Genomic DNA, 17,799 nt, shown 5'->3' on the forward strand with positions numbered 1-17,799 from the left:
ACTAAGCCCCCAAACGATTGCATTCTCGACAGAACCCTTTGCTATCGAGATGTGAGGGTCTGTACCACTCGCCACAGGCACGGCATTGCTGCTTAGGCTTTGGGCTAAGACTTTGCTTGATAGTTTGAACAATCCGATGCAGAAAGCTGTGTTCTGATTTCATTGCTATTTCTCCTTAAGTCGGGCCTGCGTCCTCCCCAAATGCGCCCGCAGGCAGAGTCCAGGCATTCGGGTCAATGAGGATGGGTGCTGTATAGTCTTGGCTCAGGGCTAGCTGGAGCTGGTCAGGATGCTGGTGGATGGCCTCATAGACCTTGCCCTTGGTCGCCATCTCTGGGATGGAAAGCTTGTTGTCGATGGTATGCTGAAACGCTTGCTCGTACTGGTGCAGCCGCTCTGTGCGTTCTGGTGAGATGGCTAGATTGGAAGCCCATTGGTTGGGTGAGCCAAAGATACAGAACTGGCAGCTCAACCGCCCCCAGCCCAGATGGTAGGCAGGATGGGCCTGCACTCCCCAGCGCTGGATTGTTCCCCAGATTTGCTCAGTGGTATAGGCATGGACGGGACGCCAGTGGTCAATATGACGCCTGAGCTTATGGCTGTCCCGCCGATCAGTCCGGTGAGGCTCAAAACTCTGATACTTGGCCCTAGCTGCACTCTCCTGCGCCCGTTCCCCTGTGACCACCAGAGTTCGGGAATGGTTGAACCGGGATTGGTTGGCAATGGCGGTGCTAAGAACATCAATCTTCAGATACGAAGAACACCAGCGGGTTTTGAGGTCAGCGGTTTTGGCAGGAAACTTGCACCGAGTTCCAGGCTTGCCTTGCCCTCCAGAAACTTGCTCTCCATCAGGCGTTTCAAAGTGCGTGGGTGCCTTGGGTTGGTCCTTGCGACACATTTCGCGTTCTAGCCCTCCCTCCAGCCAACTCATATACAGAGGAAGGTCGAAGGCTTGGGCAAATTTGCGGCAGTAGTTCTCAGTGACAGGCCAGTCAAACAAAGTAGAGCTTTGGGGGTTGACTGGAGTATTGCTTAGACCATCGACAAGGTGGTGATGCAACTCAATCTTGCTCCTGTCCACTCCCAGCTCCATCAACCGGAGCAGACAACAGATAGAGTCCTTGCCTCCAGAGAAGGCAACGATGATGCAGTCATAGGTGGACAGATCAGGGAGCGTCGAAACACCGGGCACCTGGAGGGGCAAGACCATTTGGGTGGCGCTCATGATCCTGCCCCTAACAACACAACTTGAGTCGAACAGCGGGGCGTAAATCTGTGATTTTGACTGTGGTGAAGTTCTTACTCCACTCCCCGGATTTGTCCTTGGCAATCATCAGAACGTGCTGTCTGGAGACTGTTGAGAACACCTTGAGACGGGTGCCATTCTGTCTCCTGAGCGTTCCGAGGAAGTACACAAGATGATGCTGAGGCGAGTACACTAAATCGCTCATGGGATTTTCCTCCAGTATTCAATTGGTTAATTTGGGTTGTGGCTACCGTTAAAGTTCGAGATAGGTGACGGCAAATGCACCTTCAATATCTGCAGTGCATTTTCTAAAGCAGATGCAATCACCGTCTGGTTCTAGGAAGTACTCCATCCAATATTCATGGCGAACCTGATGAGCTTCAGCAGGGCAATCTGGATTGACGGCCTGAGCAAAAGTGGCTGGATCAAAATGACCGAGGGCATAGCAGCCTTGCAAGCCACCAATCCAATCACAGCCCACTTCCCGTAATTCCAGAACTTCGATCATGGGACTGTCTCCTATTTCTATTCATAAGCAAACAAAAGGATGAAGTTGCCACCCTTCTGTTGAGGTCGCGATTTTGCTGTGGTGGCTCACCCAAATCTGGCGGACATTGGGCAGATAAAATATAGATGTATTCTTCTCCGGCAACTCCCCAAACGGTGGGTTGCCCTTTATTTCGAGTTCTCAAACTTGGGCCAAGACCTTCAGGCCCACCTCCGTTTCGTCTCCTTCGTCCATCTCTCGTAGATTCTTCAGGTATTCTGGTGTTGGATAAATTCCCCGTGGTTTCCCACAGTCTTCACAGAGCCAACGACAATAGGGGCGACCAGAGGATTTATGGATCAATACTTGGGATGAGATCGCAAACTTCAGTTGATGACAACTATGGCAACGACGAATTCTCGGCACCTCTTGGAGCCGCACAGGTTGATATTGAAACATGGTAGATTTCTCCTAGATAGAAAATCTCAAAGATTCAACTTGAGGCGATTCTTACTAGCTGGAATCGCCTCATTTTTTATTCGATTGATTCACTACAGCCCTAGATGCCAGCGTCCTTGTGCTTCCACTCCAGGTAGGATTTAATGACATCGCCGTGGCAGGCCAGGGGAGCACACCAGCAGAGCAACTTCACTTCTGGCATGGCCTCCAGCTTGGCTAGCTCTGCCATCACTTGAGTACGATTGGGGCGCTTCCACATGCCAGACACAGTGACGTTGTATTTGTCAGCCAGACCTGGGACCACATCAACGGGATTGGCTCCCAGGTTGGCGACTTCATGGAGGTATTCACGGAACGCTGCGACCACTGCCATTCGCTCAGATTCATGGAACATATGAAAGGGATTACCAAGGACGCTGGCACGGTCGCAGCGGTAGCCCTTGACATTGCGATTATGGCGAAGATTAATGACGGTGATTGTCATAATGATTCTCCCAAAATAAAGTGGGAATCAAGACTACTTAAATTGCCCTAATTCTTCATAAATACAGCAGTCATGAAAATGCAGAAATGTATAGATAGTAAGGATTGTCTTGGTGAACGTGATAGATTTATAGGCATGAAACAGAAGCATTTTATGCTTTAGTCGGGGCAATTTTCCTGACTATGGATTGCCCTTTTACTCATTCGGCTAGACTAGTTTGTCAAAACCCACAATATAGAATCTGAGACTGTGTTAAATTTCATTCAGATTGTATGAACAGCAATCATTTGAGGGCGATCTAATATACTCCAGGTCGCCCTTTTCCATACCGCTTTGTCATCCTTCACCTCAATTGGGGCATCCTCATAGTTGTGAGTACGGATAACTACTTCAAAACCATCAACGAAATAGATCTCGACAGCTTCTCGTTACTGAAGCTGTCTTTTTTGTCTCAAGCTCCCCTCGCACCAGGCCATCCAAGATTTCGCCAACTGGCAATCACTGACTTCATCCGGTAGCTCTGCCCAGAACAACTCGAAGGCTTGCTGAGCCTGCCAGAAATACTCAAAATACCCCTCGCGCACCGACCAGTTGCACAACAACAAATTGCGGAGAAACAGAGCTTGGTAAGGATGAAGGCGACCGGGGTAAACCGGAAAACCCTCATCCTCACAGAAGCCCTTGATATCTTCCCGGCAATACTCCGTTAGAGTTTTCAGTGCTTGCCAGTCGATGGTCAGGTTCATATTCCAAACTTTTTCTGAGCAGAGATGAACAAGGTGCTAGCCGCACATTTGAGCGTTTCTTCACTAACTCCAGACTCCCCTAGCGCTCTGGATGCCTGTTTGAAACAGAACGCATAAAGATCAGCCCGACTCGTGATGTAACTTGCGATCGCACTTTTCACTTCTCCTTCCAACTCCCCAGTATCCAGGGGTGGTGTCTCGACCACCGGGGACTGACCCGGAGCCGGGGCTTGCTCGACCAGGCTGTACTTCCCTTTGGCATCCTTAGCGACCTGAACAGGTTGGCCTTTGCGGAGAGCTTTGAGCGCTGCATCATCGGGATTACCCCAAATCTTTATATCTTCTCCATCAGGGAGTGTGATTTTTGCATTAAGTCTTGGACCATGCTGGGTATCCCATTCTTTAGCGGGAAATTTGACCTTAGCAGTTAGTATTTGTGTCATTGTTCTGCTCCTTCTAATACGTCCATCAGTCCTGGCAAACTCTCATTGGCAGCAGCCAGCAGATCAGGAGGAATCACCGATAACACTTGGGGAGAGAACCCCCAGATCAAGATTGCCGGGTCCAGTTGTCCAGCCCTGGCAAATGCAATTGCTTGATCAATCGATAATTGACACCAGGCATTCTCTGGATGGGGAGCTGGTACAGGAGGCAAAGTCGGTAGGGTAGTAGTGGTCATAGGATTTTCTCCAGATAGGCGAAACCCCCAGCGAATCAGCCAGGGGAATTAATAGGTGTGAAATAAATTAATAGGTGTGATACGAGGGGATTGGGAAGCGCTTGGTGGAATAAAGGATAACTATTGTGCTTTTTCTCGTAACCCTTCTAGCTCATGAATCCAATGCTCAATCATACTCAGAACGTGGTTACGGCTAGACCAATCACCGTTAAACCCTTGAATTGCATGGGTTTGCAATTCCTTCAAAAACGCTATGTCTTTTTTGATGTCTTGTTGCATGGTTGAGTCCCCATGAAGAATTTAGTGCTAATCGATTCAGGAGTACATGGCTGAGATCGCATAGTCTCTGCTTTAAACCCTGCTCCAATACACTAGCCGCAACCCCATCGCAGCAACATACTCCCTGATGACCGACCCAAGGCATTCCTGGGTTTGGGCTTGCTGGAAATCAATCAACTGGAAGGAGCGGCCATTCCAGACTTCGATTTTGGCAGCGTGAATTTTCATGGGATTGCCTCCGGTGATTCAGAAGGAAGCCCCCCGGCAGTGAACCAGGGGGCTGATTAGTGTGAGGGAAAAAGCAAGGATAAGAAAAGAAAGAGAAAAGTTTGGGGGGGGGAGGGGGCTGTTAATTGGGTTGCAAGGTTTGGATGTATCCTTCCAATGATTTAAATAGGGAAAACCCCGGACAGGAGATGCCGGGGTTTTAGGGAGTAACCGAAGATCGAGTGACAAACCCAATCGGTGAGAGAAGAAACTCAAAAATGAAGTATTGAAGCTTAAATACTAGATAATGCTACTTATTTGTTAGGTATTAGACTACATTTCTAGACCTAATCAAGTTGTAAATCTGGGTACATATTAATCAAGTTCTCAACCAATCAGGGAAAAGGACGAGAAGCTGGCATCAAGCTTTGGGAGCTGCAAACCCTACCCTGGTACGATCCAGGATGGTTTGGACTGCTCTGATGCCAAGGGGATTATCAAGCCTGAGACTGGGATTTTGAGAATTCGGGTCAAGGACCCAAGCGATACCTTCAAAGCGTTTCCCGCACTCCACAGCAGCATCAACCCTGATTTGGTCATCGACCCAGACATAGGCATAGGTTATCTTTGGAGGCATGGGTCCAGCTCAATGAAAGGACATAGCAAAGCACCCTAGCAGAAAGGGCCAGGGTGCTTTGCAAGTATTGGGTGAAGGGATGGGGCTAGCTCAACACGGCGGGAACGATGATGGCAATCACAGCCGTTGCAATCAAGCCAAAGGCCAAGTTAATGAGCAGTTTAGAGGCTTCCCAATAGGTATCTGTTCGTTCGTTGGCGGATCGAACGTCTTTATCAAGAGCTTCGACCTTTGTTGTTAGCTCCTGAATCTGGCTCGACATCGTTGTTAAAGCCTGTTCGATCGGATTATTACTTTCAGGGGTAGATGCTGTCATTGCAAGCTCCTTGGTTACTGTCATTGTATCAATCGAAGAAGAAAAGCACCCCAGCCCGGAAGCCAGGATGCAGAGGAATGTGGGCCTATTGCTCGTCATATAGCTGTTGCAGTTGGTCAACCTGAGAAGGACTCAGGTCCAACTCCCAAACAACCTTGAACTCAGCTTCGGGATATTCGCAGCCTCCGTCAATGAGTTTATTGAGCATCTGTAATGCTCTCTCTATAAGACTTTCCATAATCACGTTCTCTGATTATTCCTGAAACAAAGCAGGGGCAGGATGCCCCTTGCTTGACCTGGAACTAACTCTAGGTATCTTCTGGGTGGGTATCAGGGACGAAATGACGGGAGTCTCCAGAATCAAAAGGCTGATGCTGGTAGCCATCCTGGGTCGGGACTGAGAGCCATTTCTTAGGAGTAGTCCAAGGCTGACTTAATTCAGCGTCAGTTCTGGGTTGCCAAGCTTGACTCATTAAATCGTTTAACATTGGCTCATACCTCTTAGTAGGTGTACAAGTGAGAGCCGCTGAAGTTCTGCCAGGAAGGACAGCGGCTCTTTCAATGAAAGTTTTTGAATTTGTCTCTAGTTTTTAGCCTTAGTCGGCATCGCCTTACGGTCGCGGCACCAGCTACAGGTGTTTGCTAGCAGTTGGGGGAAGGTCGCTGTCGCCCGGTCTTTTGTTGTTTATCTATGATTGTATAGTACAAAATTAGGCCAGAGAAGTCAAGCATTTTTAGGCGTTTTTATATAAAAAATCCCGATCATTGACCGGGATTTAAATAAGATTCTCTGTTGTATCGCTTAACTCTGTTTTTCAGCCTTTTTTCGCTGGTAATACTTTTTCATCCACTCTCGTTTATATGCCTTGCGAGCCTCTGTTTGCTCAAAACGCTCCTGAGCTTCCTTGACTTTCTGTTGGCCTTTCTCAGTAGATTGATATTTCTGCACTCCTTTACGCAAGACTTCTTTGCCCTTCTCAGTTTGAGCATATTTTTTGCTTGCCCGTTTCTCGGCTTCGCTGCTTGCCAAGGCTCAATCTCCTCTACTCAAGACACTATTCGTACAGTGTAGTGTTTTCCTGATCCAAGCTTCCAGCCCCAGCATATAAGCCAGGGCTGGAGAACTGCTATCGATGTGTTTTGTACTCAACTGAGAACGGGAAACCACCCAACGCTTGTTCTAGTTGCTCTATTACCTCCACAGAAATCGGTGACTGCCAACCAAAGCTAAACACCAGTGTGTGCGAGTAAAAGATGCAGTTTTCAGTATTAACGCCGTGGTCTAGGAGCCAGGTAAACCCGTCGAATTCCGTTTGTGCTTTCGTTATGGCCTTGTCATACTCCTTTTTGATATCAACCCGCTTTTTCTCCGCTTGCTGTTGCTGACGTGCAGCGTTGGCCTTGGTTTGGGCATCGACAATTACGGGAACCAAGAACTGTTGCTCATCCTCGGTCAACTTTGCACGTTTGGATCTGCGCTGATCATCAGGCATCAGCCGCAAGAGGTGATAACTATCAGGGGAGAGATAAGGTGAGCCGATGCAGTGATCGCAAAAGACTAGCTCGGTATCGTGGGGGTGTTTGTGGCCGCAATAACCACAAGATTTTGGCAAGGTGGGATCTGGCTCAGGCTTGGACACTGGAGGGGCGACCGGGACAGGCTCTAGAACTGAATCCAGTTCTCGTAAAGCTTTGAGGACTTGATCCACTGCATAGCGACCAGCACTGTTCAATCTACGCTGAAAAATTCCCTCTCTCGTCCGGTTGAAGGATTGACCTTTGACGATTCTGTAAGCAGGCTTGGTCAGACGCCGATCAAAGTCGAGCTGAATCCGGTTCACAACATTATTTTCAATGACGGTGACGCCCAGATCATCATGGCGGGTTTCTGCTGATTCTCCTTGCTCTGCTATGCGTTCGAGGTCAGCCTTTAACTGTTCAATCCGTTGTTTTGTATTGCGGATCGTGGCGTTATTGTTGGTTAAGGAATAATTGGGGTATCCAATTCGGCCACAAAAATCTGGGGTCAATAATTCTTGCGCTCTAGACTTGCTGATATTAGCCTTCTCCGCTACGGCCTTGACTCGTGCCTCTCCTTCAAGCTTTTTGGTTGAGCGGATGATTTTGTTAATCCGCTTCATCTCATCTTGGAGTTGTTGCAGCCCTTCAAGTTTGTGTTTCAATTTTGCGATCGCGTCAGGATCGTCCGAAGAAATTGCAGTATTATTCTGGATGCCCTCAAGCTTATCCTGGTAACGCTGGGCAGTATCAGCGTGTTCCGCAGCTTTGTCATAGTTTTGATTGACGCGCTTGCGGTAAGCCCGATCTCCCTTCTCAGAATGGTGACCCACGAGGATCGGCTGTCCAAGGGGGATGGCTGAGGCCATCTTTGAGGCAGTCTCATAACGCTGTTGGGACTCTTTCTGGTGCTTTTCAGCTAGTTCCTCGTAGCGTTCAATCTTCCGCTCTTTCTTGTCTTCAACGTGCTGGCGACGTTGCTCTAGAACGTCTTGAACGACTTCGGGATTATTCATGATGGCAATTCCTATGATTGATGGGATGTGGCGAGTGGGCGGTTTGATGGCACCGCTTAGGCCAAAGAATTAGGCAACAGAGGACGTTTGAGACTCAAACAGCGGTAACCCTGAAAACTGGGGGATGCTGGTTATGTCCACTCTGACGCCAAGCATCAACCTCGCGGCTTGCTCAAGGATCTGGTCGTCCCAGTACAAGAAAGTATTGCTCTCTTCCATGAACTGATAAATGCATTCCATGATCCGGGTTTTCGCAGGGCCAATAGTCTTGGTGTATTGCAGTTGAGCGTGCAGATTGCCATCAGAGCTAAGGGATTGCATCAAATGATAAAGCGCCACAGAAGCGAACCCCTCATAAGGCTGAAAGAATTGCTGTTCATCGCTCAGGGACCAATCACGCAGTTGCAGAAGCAGGGTAGATACCTTTGTTCCCTCAAAACGAGTGGGATTGTTCTCGACATAGCCGCACTTGCCAAGTAACCTTTGCAAATTCATCGCACTGCTATTGTTGCAATTGCAGGCAATCGACTCGGGCACAATCGCCGCAAGGGTGCCATTGTGCTTCAATGCTGCATGAGCCTTGAGAACATGTTGAACCCAATTGAAGCCCTCAAACGGGGGATTCATCGCAATCAGGTCATAGCGTTGTGTTAAGTTGACGCTTAAAAAATCCTCGCCCACGACATCAAATCCCTGGCCCTTCAGAATCTCCTGATTGATAGGATCAATCTCGTAGCAATCAATGGTTGCGTTTGGGTATCGTTCCCGTAGCTCTCTTGCGATCGCACCTTTGCCCGCTTCAGGTTCCAGAATGGTGAATGGAAAGTCTGACGCTTCGGGGAAGTCTGCAATAAGGAGCAAATCATCAATTGCTGCCTGTGGCGTTTCAAACAGGCTGTAAGGGTTAGTCTTGGGATATCTCCCTTGCTCTAAGAGCAATTGAATCTGGTCAGATGGGTCTTTGAAGCTCTCGTGATAAGAGCCATTCCAGAAAATACCCAGACTATGGATCAGGGGCTTGAATGCTGCATAATCCTTTGTGGACATCTGGACTGAAAGATCAACTCGATAGCTATTGCCATTACTGGAAACTTGAGCAGATTCCAGCGCCTCTCTATGTATAGACTTGAGGCGTTTTGAAGAAAAAATGATGGTCATGATAATTCCCTTCGTGGCGAGTGGGGATGAAAACGGGAGGGGGCAGAGGTGCCCCGGATGGTCTAGAACGGTTCGTCTGCTTCATCCTCAGCTCGGAGCTGGCGAGATGTCGGCACCGTTTGCCAGTCGGCAAGTCTGGAGCTAGGACCGTACTCGGACAGCACCCAGGTTCTGAGCCGATCACCTAATGAACCGACTCTGTTCTTGACAATGAAGTAGATTTCCTCAAGTTCACCACCGTCACGGACTCCAGGCCAATGCTCGACCTGACCGCAGACTAGGGTCACTTCAGGATAGAGAGGATCGGTAATCTGTTCGTCAACCTGTTTCTCAAGTTGCGTTAATGTAGTAATCATCTGTATTTCCTTTGGTAAATGGTTTACAGAGAGAGCCGCTGAAGATCTGCCAGGAAAAGCAGCGGCTCTTTTTCAATGAAAGTTTTGTCTCTATCCTTTGATTGCTTCTTCTAGCTTCTTTACCCAGTCTGGAAGACCTTGTGCTTTGCCTAGAAGATCATGTCTCTGGACTATTTCGGTGGAAGCCTTTCGGGGCGCTTGCCTTTCCTTTTAGTATGCTATTATTGTACACAAGCTATGCACAGCTTGTCAACACATTTACCCCAAGTTGTGTTTATGCTGTTGCTAATTTCATGCTAAAAAGGAAGACAATAATGGCAAAGGTAAAACTTGTTTATAAGCCATCTATGGCAGAAACCAAGCGTCCTCGTGTTGTGGCTTATCTTGATGACGAGGAAATGAAACAAAAACTTGAGATTTTAGCGGACAGACGATGCCGATCTGTTAGCAATCTTCTGCTAGCTCTTGTCAGAAATGAAATTGAACAGGCTGAAAAGTCTGGCGAGATATAACCAGAACTCAACACTCGCCTCATTAAGAGAATGGCTAAACCAGGACAATCAACTAGGAGAATGGCCCGACAAAGAAGGCTCAAAGCTTTCTTATCTTTCGGGTTAGCTCTGTTCATGATTATTCAAGGAGATTCAATCCTTCGATCACTGCTCAAGTCTGACTCACAGGCTTGGATGATCTCAATCACCATCAGCGGGGTAAGCATATTAGGTGGTAATCGTTTCTGGAAACGAGCTGATCAAGCAGCCCAAGGAGCCAGAGCAGAGGAGATGGTTGGAGCAACCTTGAACCAGCTTCGAGCTTATGCCTGGACTATCGAGCATGATATTCCTGTACCAAGATGGGGAAATGTCGATCACCTCGCCATCTCGCCATCAGGGAAATACTTCTGTATTGACACTAAATCAGGCAAGGGCACCATCGTTCTCAAAGGACATGAATTATCCAAGCAATACGGCAGAACAATTTACCCTTTCCCAAAAGGCAAAAGCATCCTCAAGGCTGTAAAAGGACAAGCAGGACAACTCCAAAAAAGTAGGGCAGCTACTTGGGTAAAACCAGTTTTATGTTTTGTTGGAAGCCAGGTTGAAAAGTCAATCTTGAATACCCAGGTGCAGGGTGTATTGCTGACCGATGTTCATTCAATTGCCAGCATTCTACAAAGTATGAGTGTCCACCAAAGTTTGAGCTAACTAAAACATTGCGATCGCAACCCGTATCACTCAACCCAACAACCCCCAGCCCGCCCCTAGGACCTGTCCTAGGAAGCTTTGGGGTTCGCCTCTGGCAGTTCAGCAGGCCCACTGTTCTTCTGGTGGTTGTTCGGGTGGTGGAGGTGTGAGGAGTGGTGGTATTGTTTGTGCGATCGCAGGGTTGCACTGAAGATAAGATCACCAGCCTGGTATTGGGAATGTTCTGGGCTAGTCCTCGTAGCTTAGGCTTTCTGGGTACAAAGCCGTCAAAGTGGTTAAGACTCGCTGAATACCCTCTAGGGCTTCAATGAGGCCAAATACCTCCATGTCTAGATCAGTCGCTAGATCAAACATTTCTTGAGCACGAGTTGTGTCGCCTTGGTTAACGACATCCATTGCCAACTGATGAAGGTTGAGTAAGTTGGTTCTCATCTCAGGGGGTTCCCAACCAGGACCATCTCCCAGAATGCCTCTAGCCTCATCGAGTAGATCCACGGCTGCGAGGAGATTTGTCGTCTCAAAGTTCTCATACAGATTCTGCCACTCTTCATCAGTCATTTGAGGCATGAGCCGCTCCAATTTCTCCAGCTTCAGTGCTTAGTGTAAGCCGAATGTTCACAACAAAATCGCAGGCATCACTGAATTACTTCCTCGCAGTTTCTTAAGAAATAACACAGGACCCTTCCCATACCAGGCATTTCGGGGTATTCCTCTATCAACGATGTTTGCAGGATTGGTTTATGACCACTCATACAGACAGCACTGGCGCTTATCTCAAAGAAATCGGACGCTACCCCCTTCTATCTCACGAAGAAGAAATCCAACTTGCCAGACAAGCCAAAGCTGGAAACCTTCGGGCCAAACAACGGATGATCGAGTGCAATCTGCGCCTGGTCGTCTCCATTGCTAAAAAGCATCAGAATCGGGGCTTGCCATTCATGGATTTGATCCAGGAGGGCAGCATCGGGCTGAGTAGAGCCGTTGAGAAGTTCGAGCCAGAGCAAGGGTATCGCTTCAGTACCTATGCCTATTGGTGGATTCGGCAGGGAATTACCCGCTCGATACAGAATAATAGTCGTGTGATTCGCCTCCCGGTATGGCACTGGCAGACGGGGAATCAAATCAAACAGACTCGACGACAGCTCTCTCAAGAATTCGGTCGTGAGCCTACGCTTGCTGAAATTGCACAAGCAATGGAGATTGACATCGAAAAGCTGAAGCAAAACATGCACCATCTTCAAGATGTTCTCTCTCTCGACATGCGGGTGGGGAAGGAAAAAGACACAACATTGGGGGAGCTGATTGAAGCAGATCATTCGACATCAACCTATCTTGAAGTGCTAAACCAGAGCGAAGAGGTATCGAGCTATTTATCACTGCTGGACGAACGACAACGCTATGTGGTTATCCAGCGGTATGGTCTAGAAAATGGTGAACCCCGAACAATGAAAGACATTGGTCAACAGCTTGGCCTCAGCCGGGAGCGAATCAGGCAGATTCACGAAAAAGCGATGAGGAAATTGCAGAAAAGCAGTGACCAAGCGACAAAGGCCAAAACTGCCTAGAGGCACAAAAAAGAGCTGACACTTGAGATTGATAAGTTTAGAGAAAACTATCTATCTAGCATCCTTACTAACTCATTGATCCAGCCGTAATACTCATCACTCTTGTAAACACGAGAAAGGTAGCACTGAGCCTGGATCTTGTACACCAATTCTTGGGCATGGTTCAAATCACATTCTCTAACTTTTGACCAATCAGGATTAACAGCAAATCTTTCAGTTCTTAGCAGCACCATCCGAGTTTATGCTTCGTTCTTTGGATAAACCTCAAAGCCCTCTTACACAAATGCCACCACGTCAACTGTATCAATACAGCATCATTTCTCCGTGATCAAAATCACGGAAATTGCTTTCTTTCGGAGGAATAAGCCATTTTTTTGCGATTAATGGTATTCATGCTAGTCATGATGCCTAGAAGAGGTGACTACATAAAGCATTGAGATTGCAAACAACGAAACCCAAACTATGGGCTTATTGAAAGATTTCCAAAAACTCTTCTTAAGTTCCATCATTGTCAACTCTCGTAGATAGACACAGATTAGGGATCTGAGGATGAATCGCTAGGCTTGTTCATGGGGTTTTAATCCTTCAGTAACCAGAATTCTGGTAGCACCTCAGAACTTCGCAAGGCTGATTTGCGCCCCATCCAAGTTCACCCCTCTCCAGCTCCTAACTCTAAATATCGTGCGATTGAGTGTTGCCCCCCTGAGATCACTGCCCCTAACAGAGGCAGACCTGAAATCCGCATCCGTTAGATCTGCTCCTGCAAAGCTGGTGGATTCCAAATTGCAGCCCACAAAGATGGCATTCTTGAGATTTACTCCCTTGAAGCTGGACCCCTTCAGATTCGACTCCCAAAAGTCGATACCCGTCAGATCCAGCCCTGAGAAGTTGCCACCCTCAATTTCTAGCAAAGGGAAATATCGCTCCCCGGCCTGATACCGCTCAATGATTTTCTTAGCCTTACTTTCAACAGTGTCATCCAGCCAATAAGGACCGTAATGTTCATCTAGCCACGGCATCCCCGTCCCGTGATTTTTCTGCTGTAATAGGTACTTACTTAGCCCTCGCTGGCTGAATCGCCAGTGACCATCGATGCAGGCACCAGGGCAATTACCTTGCAGGGTTGCATTCATCAGGCTGTCTTCGGTCAGCCCCAGGAACGCTGCGGCCTCGTGGGGGAGCAGTACCTTGTCTATCTGTGGGAGCTGGTGGGTGCTGGTGCTGGTGTGATTAGTTTGCATGGTGCGGACCTCCTTTGAATTCCCGACCCTGGCAGTAAAGGGGACCGCTGATCTGTAAACGCGAAACGTCTTCTTGAATTCTCAAGTCTGCGTCATCCCAAGAGAGTCGCTCATTGGACGGGAAGACCACGATCACATCACTTTTGCGAATGCAAGCCTGCTCTCCGTCTCCATAGAAGAGCTGAAACAGGCTAGGGTGTTCTTCATCAGTTTGAAGCGCATAACAGGACTCCCCAAACTCCTCTGCCTCTGTCTCGCTATTGAATGAGCAAAACGGCACTTCGATGATGTACTCACCACAGTCCCATCCCGTAATTGATCTGTGCTGAGAATTCCAAGGGTACTGGGGTAGTCTATCGACATTGAGGCGACCTTCCATGATTGCCAGCAATTCAGAATAGACTCCCCAACGGAAACGCGATAAGTTGAGCCACTTGAACCAATTTTTATCAGATGGCCTGATATTAGGATCTTGAGGGCCTTGCCATATACACAGTAGGTCAATTTCTATTGCTGAATCGTCATACTCGCAAATCTCATAGCCAAAGAACTTGATCAGTAGGTGACAGACGGATTCTGGCATTGGTTCACAATCCGAGATTTCATCATATCGGCCTTGCTGGTGGTAGTCATAAGTCGTGCTATATCCCTCAGAAATGAGGTAGTAGGCATCCAGCTTTGCTTGGGTATGGGTTCTGGTTGGATGTCGAACGCAAGTCATCTTGCTTTTCAGATAACTGGCCTCATGCGTTATCCAGAAAATACTTGGATTGGGAGGCACCTTAATCACTTTTTCTGTAGCCACTTCCTCAATCAAAGGTATGTCAGCACCCGTGGCTAGATTTACCTTTCCGCCAAGGATATTGAGGACTCTATTCAAGCTATTCAGATTGAAGTTTATTACTGGGTCGAAAACCCAGCCTCTATCGGAATGGCGATGGGATGCATAGACCCGTTTCCAGTCATTACCACCGATGAGTTGATTAATCGTGATACGATTTCCCAGCTGCTCTATGTCTATCGTCGGGATGCCCTCAAATGGTCGGCCAAATACTCGCTGGGTAATGCAGAAGCTCTCAGGCTCATCAGTGCCAGCCTCAAAAAACTCGATAGCTTGCTCATAAATATTGTGAATATCAGCACCTCCACTACTTGGATTTGCAGCCAAGGATGCTTTTGGGTTGTCGATGTATCTTTCGTAATCCTCAAATCCTTGAAGCGTCATGGCATGAACCTCAAGGGCCAAACCTGGCTTATACCGTCGGTGGTTAATACCTGCCATTAATTCAGGGTTTAACAGGCAATCTGCAAGGTCGGTGTGGGTCTCTTCATCTGAGAAAAACAGATGCTTCCAATTCCAAACATCGTACAGATCTATCTCGTCTAGTTCTGCTTCTGGGTCCACATTTGGCTGATGTGTTGCACCATAATACTTCTGCAATAGGTAGCAAACATGCTCTGAAAATATGGCTTCTTCTAGGTTTGGGAAGTCTTGAATTGCATTACGTCCGTATTCCCATGCGTCCCAGTGGATTGAAAGGATATGCAAAATGGATTCAACTAAATCAAGCTTAGTGCCGGGGAATGTAATGTTTGTTTCTGTTGGCTTATTAATGCGAGGGCCAAAGGTAATCCAGTAAACGGGGTTACCCACGGGAGTAACTGCGGTTTGCATCGCTATTTCCTCCATTGATTAATAGGTATGAAGTGGATAATTTGCCTAGGCATTACAAGTTCTGTGCAGAATTTGAAGTGCCTAGGCAATACAAATTCCAGAGGGAAAACAAAAAACTAAACAGCAGGATTCAACTCAGGCTCAGCATCTTTCTGTGCCCTGTCTGCGATGGATTCAGCTAAGCGAGTGAAATAAGCCCGATCCTCAGCGGTGGTGTGGTCGAAGAAATAATTGTGTCCAACACCCCGGATGTCCTGATGACTGAAAAATCTTGCATTGCGATAGATGTGATTCAGGAGATCATGATCGGCGCATCGAGCAACATTGATCTCGTACTCTCCCTTCATAAAAAGGTATGTGCCATCGTCGTACAGAGTGCCGCCCTCGGCATCTTCCATCGGACTCCCAAAGGCAGTGATGATTTGCGCTAGATGGTCAAAGATGGGTTCTTCAACTCTCTGCTGAGGTTGGGGTATTGGATCGGGAGCAGCAGATTGGCGTTTAGCATGAGATTGAACACTCTGGGAATGCATACCCCGATCAATCCTGCGGCGCTGGATAAACTGAAAACCATCAAATAGATGACGTGCAACCTGACGGGCATAGTCCTCAATCCCTCGCTGCTCTTCTTCAGGTGTTTCAAACCCCTCCTTCTGTGGCTTGATGCAAAGTTTACAGTCACTGGGGAATGCAGAAGCTTCAAACCGTGCCCAGACAAACTTACCCTCAAGGCTCCTAGGTTTCCGCCCGTGAACAATCTCCAGGTATCCACTCCGATCCGTGACATAGAAGCTAAGGTATTCGTGATAATCCTCGATGGCTAGCTGGCATCGCTGTAAAACATACTGATAGAAGCCTTCAAACGTCGGTGCTGGCGGTAGTGGCTGAGAATGCTCAGCAATTGCCATCCAGTACTCGCTGTACTCCAGATCCTGGCTCTCAAGTGCATCAATAAATTGCAGGGCTTGGGGAATATGCTCGTGTTGGAAAACATTCGAGCCACAGTGGATCACACCAAATTCTCCGAGTCGTAGCTCTACTCTGATAGCTAGTGAGCAATTGCCCAGCTCCCCTTGCTGCAAATAGACCGGACGAATGCGACGACGCCAGTATTCATCAGCCAAAATCTCCATAATGACTGCATCACCTTCAGGGTCACAGTAGTCAGGGTGATCAGCTTGTTCATCCAAGCTCTGAGCAACACTTTCAACTTCCTCATCCGAGTGGCAAGGCTTCAGGTCAAACCAGCGGTTGGGGTCAATCCTAGTGTCTGGATCAACCGTAATTGTCCACGTTGATTTAGTCATAACTACCACCCGTAAAATCGCTGGACAATACCCACCCGGATGCTCTCAGCTATCTGAGACTCAGGTGATATCAGCGGATTGAACTCACTCAACCAGGACGAAACCCGGTCAAGGATCTGGTCTGATGGCAGTCCCGTGCATGGATCTGGGTGCTGTCCGTAGTCGGTCTGGTGGTCGATCCAAGCTTGCTCGATGTAGCCGTAGAAAGGGGTTCGTTCCATTGGGGTGTACCTCGATATAATTGGTAAGATTCGATCTAACGCCCTCCCAGAGCCGGAAGTGATGGTAGGGCGTTTTTATTGTGGTTTGGGGTGAAGTCTGAGAGGTGGTATCAAGGACGTGATGGCCGCTGCTTGCTGTCCGAAGGTTTTAGGCCAGTCGGAAACCATCGGATTGCTGCATTACGCCCCCCATACTTAAAACGGTGCGTCATCAAGGGGTTAGCTTTGGAATAGAAGTCTCACCGTGCTTGCGCTCAAACTCCTCAATGCTAAATATGTTCAACAAATCAGCAACAGCCGTTTTTAGACCAACCGTTATAATCGCTTCTCGGCCTGCGTAACCAATGCATATTCCAGCTAGTTGCGAAAGATGTTTTTCATACGTCGCAAAGGGTATCAGGTTATTTTTCGCAAAAATGCCCAGCTTAGCCAAGCGAGTTTGCACAGAAGGGACAGCCTCAAGCAGACTTTGCTCATGATCTATGAATACTGGAGCCAACGGAAAAGCGTCATGAATCTTCTTATAATTGTTGATAAGTGTCGTCAGGTTCCAACATTCATAGATTTGTGGTCCGGCAATTTGGCGAAAATCAAAAGGACCAACTTTGGTGTAATCTGTTGCGATTTCCCACGGTTCCCAAAAACGGTAAAACTCTACCCCACGAGTAGATAATTCAGACCTGGCAAGGAAAAAAGTTCGAGCAGTTCGCTCCCCGTAAAACTCAGGACTTAGACATAGCCTTACCCCAAAAATAGCTCCCTGTCCGACGATTTCTCCTTTAGGGAGTTTGGCTTTTAGCTGCAATATAGCGGGTTTCCCAAAGGTTATCCGGGTATCACTACCTTCTTTCCTTGCTAATCGCATATATTCTCTAATTTTCGTTATTCTGAACATATTCTCACCTTTTGTTGGATGAATTAGAGATTGTGAGTCAGCCTCTAGGACACCTGTTATTGATAGCTGCAGTCCTAGAGGCGAGAGAGTCCAGGTGAAGAC

General features: G+C 47.8%; 28 protein-coding genes. 3 read left to right on the forward strand and 25 right to left on the reverse strand.

Features of this window, described 5'->3' with window-relative positions:
- Position 1 precedes the first annotated feature (1 nt).
- The 19 genes from ON05_RS32905 to ON05_RS32995 form a co-directional block, all read right to left on the reverse strand.
- Positions 2-163 carry a hypothetical protein gene (locus ON05_RS32905; RefSeq protein ID WP_175307289.1) on the reverse strand — a complete coding sequence of 54 codons (162 nt, stop codon included), beginning with the start codon at positions 161-163 and terminating at the stop codon, positions 2-4.
- A gap of 12 nt (positions 164-175) precedes the next feature.
- The gene (locus tag ON05_RS32910) at positions 176-1,225 is read right to left on the reverse strand and encodes a phosphoadenosine phosphosulfate reductase family protein (protein WP_010480325.1); all 1,050 of its coding nucleotides are present in this window, start codon (positions 1,223-1,225) and stop codon (positions 176-178) included.
- Between the two features lie 10 nt (positions 1,226-1,235).
- Positions 1,236-1,451 carry a hypothetical protein gene (locus ON05_RS32915; RefSeq protein ID WP_029315703.1) on the reverse strand — a complete coding sequence of 72 codons (216 nt, stop codon included), beginning with the start codon at positions 1,449-1,451 and terminating at the stop codon, positions 1,236-1,238.
- Positions 1,452-1,499: 48 nt separating this feature from the next.
- Positions 1,500-1,754 (reverse strand): hypothetical protein, encoded by a 255-nt coding sequence (locus tag ON05_RS32920; RefSeq protein WP_010480327.1) that lies wholly within the window; start codon positions 1,752-1,754, stop codon positions 1,500-1,502.
- A gap of 180 nt (positions 1,755-1,934) precedes the next feature.
- Positions 1,935-2,192, reverse strand: coding sequence for a hypothetical protein (locus tag ON05_RS32925; RefSeq protein WP_010480329.1), 258 nt, complete (start codon positions 2,190-2,192; stop codon positions 1,935-1,937).
- Positions 2,193-2,292: 100 nt separating this feature from the next.
- Positions 2,293-2,676, reverse strand: a complete 384-nt coding sequence (locus ON05_RS32930) for a DUF4326 domain-containing protein (RefSeq protein WP_010480331.1) — start codon at positions 2,674-2,676, stop codon at positions 2,293-2,295.
- Between the two features lie 428 nt (positions 2,677-3,104).
- Positions 3,105-3,422, reverse strand: a complete 318-nt coding sequence (locus tag ON05_RS32935) for a hypothetical protein (protein ID WP_010480334.1) — start codon at positions 3,420-3,422, stop codon at positions 3,105-3,107.
- Complete coding sequence (locus ON05_RS32940) at positions 3,419-3,865, reverse strand: hypothetical protein (protein ID WP_010480336.1); 447 nt, start codon at positions 3,863-3,865, stop codon at positions 3,419-3,421. The genes ON05_RS32935 and ON05_RS32940 overlap by 4 nt, the downstream gene beginning before the upstream one ends.
- The gene (locus ON05_RS32945) at positions 3,862-4,101 is read right to left on the reverse strand and encodes a hypothetical protein (RefSeq protein WP_010480337.1); all 240 of its coding nucleotides are present in this window, start codon (positions 4,099-4,101) and stop codon (positions 3,862-3,864) included. The genes ON05_RS32940 and ON05_RS32945 overlap by 4 nt, the downstream gene beginning before the upstream one ends.
- Before the next feature lie 120 nt (positions 4,102-4,221).
- Positions 4,222-4,380: a hypothetical protein gene (locus ON05_RS32950; protein WP_175307290.1), complete on the reverse strand. Its 159-nt coding sequence runs from the start codon at positions 4,378-4,380 to the stop codon at positions 4,222-4,224.
- Between the two features lie 72 nt (positions 4,381-4,452).
- A complete protein-coding gene (locus ON05_RS32955) occupies positions 4,453-4,608 on the reverse strand; it encodes a hypothetical protein (protein ID WP_175307291.1) in 156 nt (51 codons plus the stop codon).
- Positions 4,609-5,008: 400 nt separating this feature from the next.
- A complete protein-coding gene (locus ON05_RS32960) occupies positions 5,009-5,224 on the reverse strand; it encodes a hypothetical protein (protein ID WP_010480341.1) in 216 nt (71 codons plus the stop codon).
- An 85-nt stretch (positions 5,225-5,309) separates the two neighbouring features.
- Entirely contained in the window at positions 5,310-5,540 is a 231-nt protein-coding gene (locus ON05_RS32965) for a hypothetical protein (protein WP_010480343.1), read from the reverse strand.
- Positions 5,541-5,625: 85 nt separating this feature from the next.
- Positions 5,626-5,748, reverse strand: coding sequence for a hypothetical protein (locus ON05_RS32970; protein ID WP_255345118.1), 123 nt, complete (start codon positions 5,746-5,748; stop codon positions 5,626-5,628).
- 100 nt (positions 5,749-5,848) lie between these two features.
- Positions 5,849-6,028 (reverse strand): hypothetical protein, encoded by a 180-nt coding sequence (locus tag ON05_RS32975; protein ID WP_010480345.1) that lies wholly within the window; start codon positions 6,026-6,028, stop codon positions 5,849-5,851.
- A 314-nt stretch (positions 6,029-6,342) separates the two neighbouring features.
- The gene (locus ON05_RS32980; RefSeq protein WP_010480346.1) at positions 6,343-6,570 is read right to left on the reverse strand and encodes a hypothetical protein; all 228 of its coding nucleotides are present in this window, start codon (positions 6,568-6,570) and stop codon (positions 6,343-6,345) included.
- Between the two features lie 97 nt (positions 6,571-6,667).
- Positions 6,668-8,074 (reverse strand): DUF3560 domain-containing protein, encoded by a 1,407-nt coding sequence (locus ON05_RS32985; RefSeq protein WP_010480347.1) that lies wholly within the window; start codon positions 8,072-8,074, stop codon positions 6,668-6,670.
- A gap of 69 nt (positions 8,075-8,143) precedes the next feature.
- Positions 8,144-9,232 (reverse strand): class I SAM-dependent methyltransferase, encoded by a 1,089-nt coding sequence (locus ON05_RS32990; protein WP_010480348.1) that lies wholly within the window; start codon positions 9,230-9,232, stop codon positions 8,144-8,146.
- Between the two features lie 62 nt (positions 9,233-9,294).
- On the reverse strand, positions 9,295-9,588 hold the full coding sequence (locus ON05_RS32995) for a hypothetical protein (protein ID WP_010480349.1): 294 nt from the start codon (positions 9,586-9,588) through the stop codon (positions 9,295-9,297).
- A gap of 314 nt (positions 9,589-9,902) precedes the next feature.
- Between ON05_RS32995 and ON05_RS33000 the strand changes: the two genes are divergently transcribed.
- Together ON05_RS33000 and ON05_RS33005 are read left to right on the forward strand one after the other, a co-directional pair.
- Positions 9,903-10,100 carry a hypothetical protein gene (locus ON05_RS33000; protein WP_139026144.1) on the forward strand — a complete coding sequence of 66 codons (198 nt, stop codon included), beginning with the start codon at positions 9,903-9,905 and terminating at the stop codon, positions 10,098-10,100.
- Positions 10,101-10,274: 174 nt separating this feature from the next.
- Positions 10,275-10,793 carry a nuclease-related domain-containing protein gene (locus ON05_RS33005; RefSeq protein WP_236619150.1) on the forward strand — a complete coding sequence of 173 codons (519 nt, stop codon included), beginning with the start codon at positions 10,275-10,277 and terminating at the stop codon, positions 10,791-10,793.
- Positions 10,794-11,021: 228 nt separating this feature from the next.
- Here the strand turns inward: ON05_RS33005 and ON05_RS33010 are convergent, their stop codons facing one another.
- Positions 11,022-11,360, reverse strand: coding sequence for a hypothetical protein (locus ON05_RS33010; RefSeq protein WP_010480353.1), 339 nt, complete (start codon positions 11,358-11,360; stop codon positions 11,022-11,024).
- A 173-nt stretch (positions 11,361-11,533) separates the two neighbouring features.
- Here ON05_RS33010 and ON05_RS33015 point away from each other — a divergent pair, with 173 nt between their 5' ends.
- Positions 11,534-12,358: an RNA polymerase sigma factor RpoD/SigA gene (locus ON05_RS33015; RefSeq protein WP_010480355.1), complete on the forward strand. Its 825-nt coding sequence runs from the start codon at positions 11,534-11,536 to the stop codon at positions 12,356-12,358.
- A gap of 611 nt (positions 12,359-12,969) precedes the next feature.
- Here the strand turns inward: ON05_RS33015 and ON05_RS33020 are convergent.
- The 5 genes from ON05_RS33020 to ON05_RS33040 form a co-directional block, all read right to left on the reverse strand.
- The gene (locus ON05_RS33020) at positions 12,970-13,599 is read right to left on the reverse strand and encodes a pentapeptide repeat-containing protein (protein WP_262562564.1); all 630 of its coding nucleotides are present in this window, start codon (positions 13,597-13,599) and stop codon (positions 12,970-12,972) included.
- The gene (locus ON05_RS33025) at positions 13,589-15,274 is read right to left on the reverse strand and encodes a hypothetical protein (RefSeq protein WP_010480635.1); all 1,686 of its coding nucleotides are present in this window, start codon (positions 15,272-15,274) and stop codon (positions 13,589-13,591) included. The genes ON05_RS33020 and ON05_RS33025 overlap by 11 nt, the downstream gene beginning before the upstream one ends.
- A gap of 116 nt (positions 15,275-15,390) precedes the next feature.
- Complete coding sequence (locus ON05_RS33030) at positions 15,391-16,581, reverse strand: hypothetical protein (RefSeq protein WP_010480636.1); 1,191 nt, start codon at positions 16,579-16,581, stop codon at positions 15,391-15,393.
- Positions 16,582-16,583: 2 nt separating this feature from the next.
- Positions 16,584-16,802 carry a hypothetical protein gene (locus ON05_RS33035; RefSeq protein WP_071826400.1) on the reverse strand — a complete coding sequence of 73 codons (219 nt, stop codon included), beginning with the start codon at positions 16,800-16,802 and terminating at the stop codon, positions 16,584-16,586.
- Positions 16,803-17,013: 211 nt separating this feature from the next.
- Entirely contained in the window at positions 17,014-17,697 is a 684-nt protein-coding gene (locus tag ON05_RS33040) for a hypothetical protein (RefSeq protein WP_010480637.1), read from the reverse strand.
- Positions 17,698-17,799: the final 102 nt, after the last annotated feature.

This window comes from Acaryochloris sp. CCMEE 5410 (assembly GCF_000238775.2).
Lineage (GTDB): Bacteria > Cyanobacteriota > Cyanobacteriia > Thermosynechococcales > Thermosynechococcaceae > Acaryochloris.

What these genes read in the sequence shown, in the direction of transcription:
- ON05_RS33025 (WP_010480635.1), bottom strand. Translation starts at nt 15,274, where the DNA reads ATGCAAACCGCAGTTACTCCCGTGGGTAACCCCGTTTACTGGATTACC.
- ON05_RS32945 (WP_010480337.1), bottom strand. Translation starts at nt 4,101, where the DNA reads ATGACCACTACTACCCTACCGACTTTGCCTCCTGTACCAGCTCCCCAT.
- ON05_RS32970 (WP_255345118.1), bottom strand. Translation starts at nt 5,748, where the DNA reads ATGCTCAATAAACTCATTGACGGAGGCTGCGAATATCCCGAAGCTGAG.
- ON05_RS32960 (WP_010480341.1), bottom strand. Translation starts at nt 5,224, where the DNA reads ATGCCTCCAAAGATAACCTATGCCTATGTCTGGGTCGATGACCAAATC.
- ON05_RS33035 (WP_071826400.1), bottom strand. Translation starts at nt 16,802, where the DNA reads ATGGAACGAACCCCTTTCTACGGCTACATCGAGCAAGCTTGGATCGAC.
- ON05_RS32990 (WP_010480348.1), bottom strand. Translation starts at nt 9,232, where the DNA reads ATGACCATCATTTTTTCTTCAAAACGCCTCAAGTCTATACATAGAGAG.
- ON05_RS32920 (WP_010480327.1), bottom strand. Translation starts at nt 1,754, where the DNA reads ATGATCGAAGTTCTGGAATTACGGGAAGTGGGCTGTGATTGGATTGGT.
- ON05_RS32930 (WP_010480331.1), bottom strand. Translation starts at nt 2,676, where the DNA reads ATGACAATCACCGTCATTAATCTTCGCCATAATCGCAATGTCAAGGGC.
- ON05_RS32905 (WP_175307289.1), bottom strand. Translation starts at nt 163, where the DNA reads ATGAAATCAGAACACAGCTTTCTGCATCGGATTGTTCAAACTATCAAG.
- ON05_RS32955 (WP_175307291.1), bottom strand. Translation starts at nt 4,608, where the DNA reads ATGAAAATTCACGCTGCCAAAATCGAAGTCTGGAATGGCCGCTCCTTC.
- ON05_RS33010 (WP_010480353.1), bottom strand. Translation starts at nt 11,360, where the DNA reads ATGCCTCAAATGACTGATGAAGAGTGGCAGAATCTGTATGAGAACTTT.
- ON05_RS33005 (WP_236619150.1), top strand. Translation starts at nt 10,275, where the DNA reads ATGATCTCAATCACCATCAGCGGGGTAAGCATATTAGGTGGTAATCGT.
- ON05_RS32975 (WP_010480345.1), bottom strand. Translation starts at nt 6,028, where the DNA reads ATGTTAAACGATTTAATGAGTCAAGCTTGGCAACCCAGAACTGACGCT.
- ON05_RS32935 (WP_010480334.1), bottom strand. Translation starts at nt 3,422, where the DNA reads ATGAACCTGACCATCGACTGGCAAGCACTGAAAACTCTAACGGAGTAT.
- ON05_RS33040 (WP_010480637.1), bottom strand. Translation starts at nt 17,697, where the DNA reads ATGTTCAGAATAACGAAAATTAGAGAATATATGCGATTAGCAAGGAAA.
- ON05_RS32915 (WP_029315703.1), bottom strand. Translation starts at nt 1,451, where the DNA reads ATGAGCGATTTAGTGTACTCGCCTCAGCATCATCTTGTGTACTTCCTC.
- ON05_RS32940 (WP_010480336.1), bottom strand. Translation starts at nt 3,865, where the DNA reads ATGACACAAATACTAACTGCTAAGGTCAAATTTCCCGCTAAAGAATGG.
- ON05_RS32995 (WP_010480349.1), bottom strand. Translation starts at nt 9,588, where the DNA reads ATGATTACTACATTAACGCAACTTGAGAAACAGGTTGACGAACAGATT.
- ON05_RS32985 (WP_010480347.1), bottom strand. Translation starts at nt 8,074, where the DNA reads ATGAATAATCCCGAAGTCGTTCAAGACGTTCTAGAGCAACGTCGCCAG.
- ON05_RS32910 (WP_010480325.1), bottom strand. Translation starts at nt 1,225, where the DNA reads ATGAGCGCCACCCAAATGGTCTTGCCCCTCCAGGTGCCCGGTGTTTCG.
- ON05_RS33030 (WP_010480636.1), bottom strand. Translation starts at nt 16,581, where the DNA reads ATGACTAAATCAACGTGGACAATTACGGTTGATCCAGACACTAGGATT.
- ON05_RS33015 (WP_010480355.1), top strand. Translation starts at nt 11,534, where the DNA reads ATGACCACTCATACAGACAGCACTGGCGCTTATCTCAAAGAAATCGGA.
- ON05_RS32950 (WP_175307290.1), bottom strand. Translation starts at nt 4,380, where the DNA reads ATGCAACAAGACATCAAAAAAGACATAGCGTTTTTGAAGGAATTGCAA.
- ON05_RS32925 (WP_010480329.1), bottom strand. Translation starts at nt 2,192, where the DNA reads ATGTTTCAATATCAACCTGTGCGGCTCCAAGAGGTGCCGAGAATTCGT.
- ON05_RS33020 (WP_262562564.1), bottom strand. Translation starts at nt 13,599, where the DNA reads ATGCAAACTAATCACACCAGCACCAGCACCCACCAGCTCCCACAGATA.
- ON05_RS33000 (WP_139026144.1), top strand. Translation starts at nt 9,903, where the DNA reads ATGGCAAAGGTAAAACTTGTTTATAAGCCATCTATGGCAGAAACCAAG.
- ON05_RS32965 (WP_010480343.1), bottom strand. Translation starts at nt 5,540, where the DNA reads ATGACAGCATCTACCCCTGAAAGTAATAATCCGATCGAACAGGCTTTA.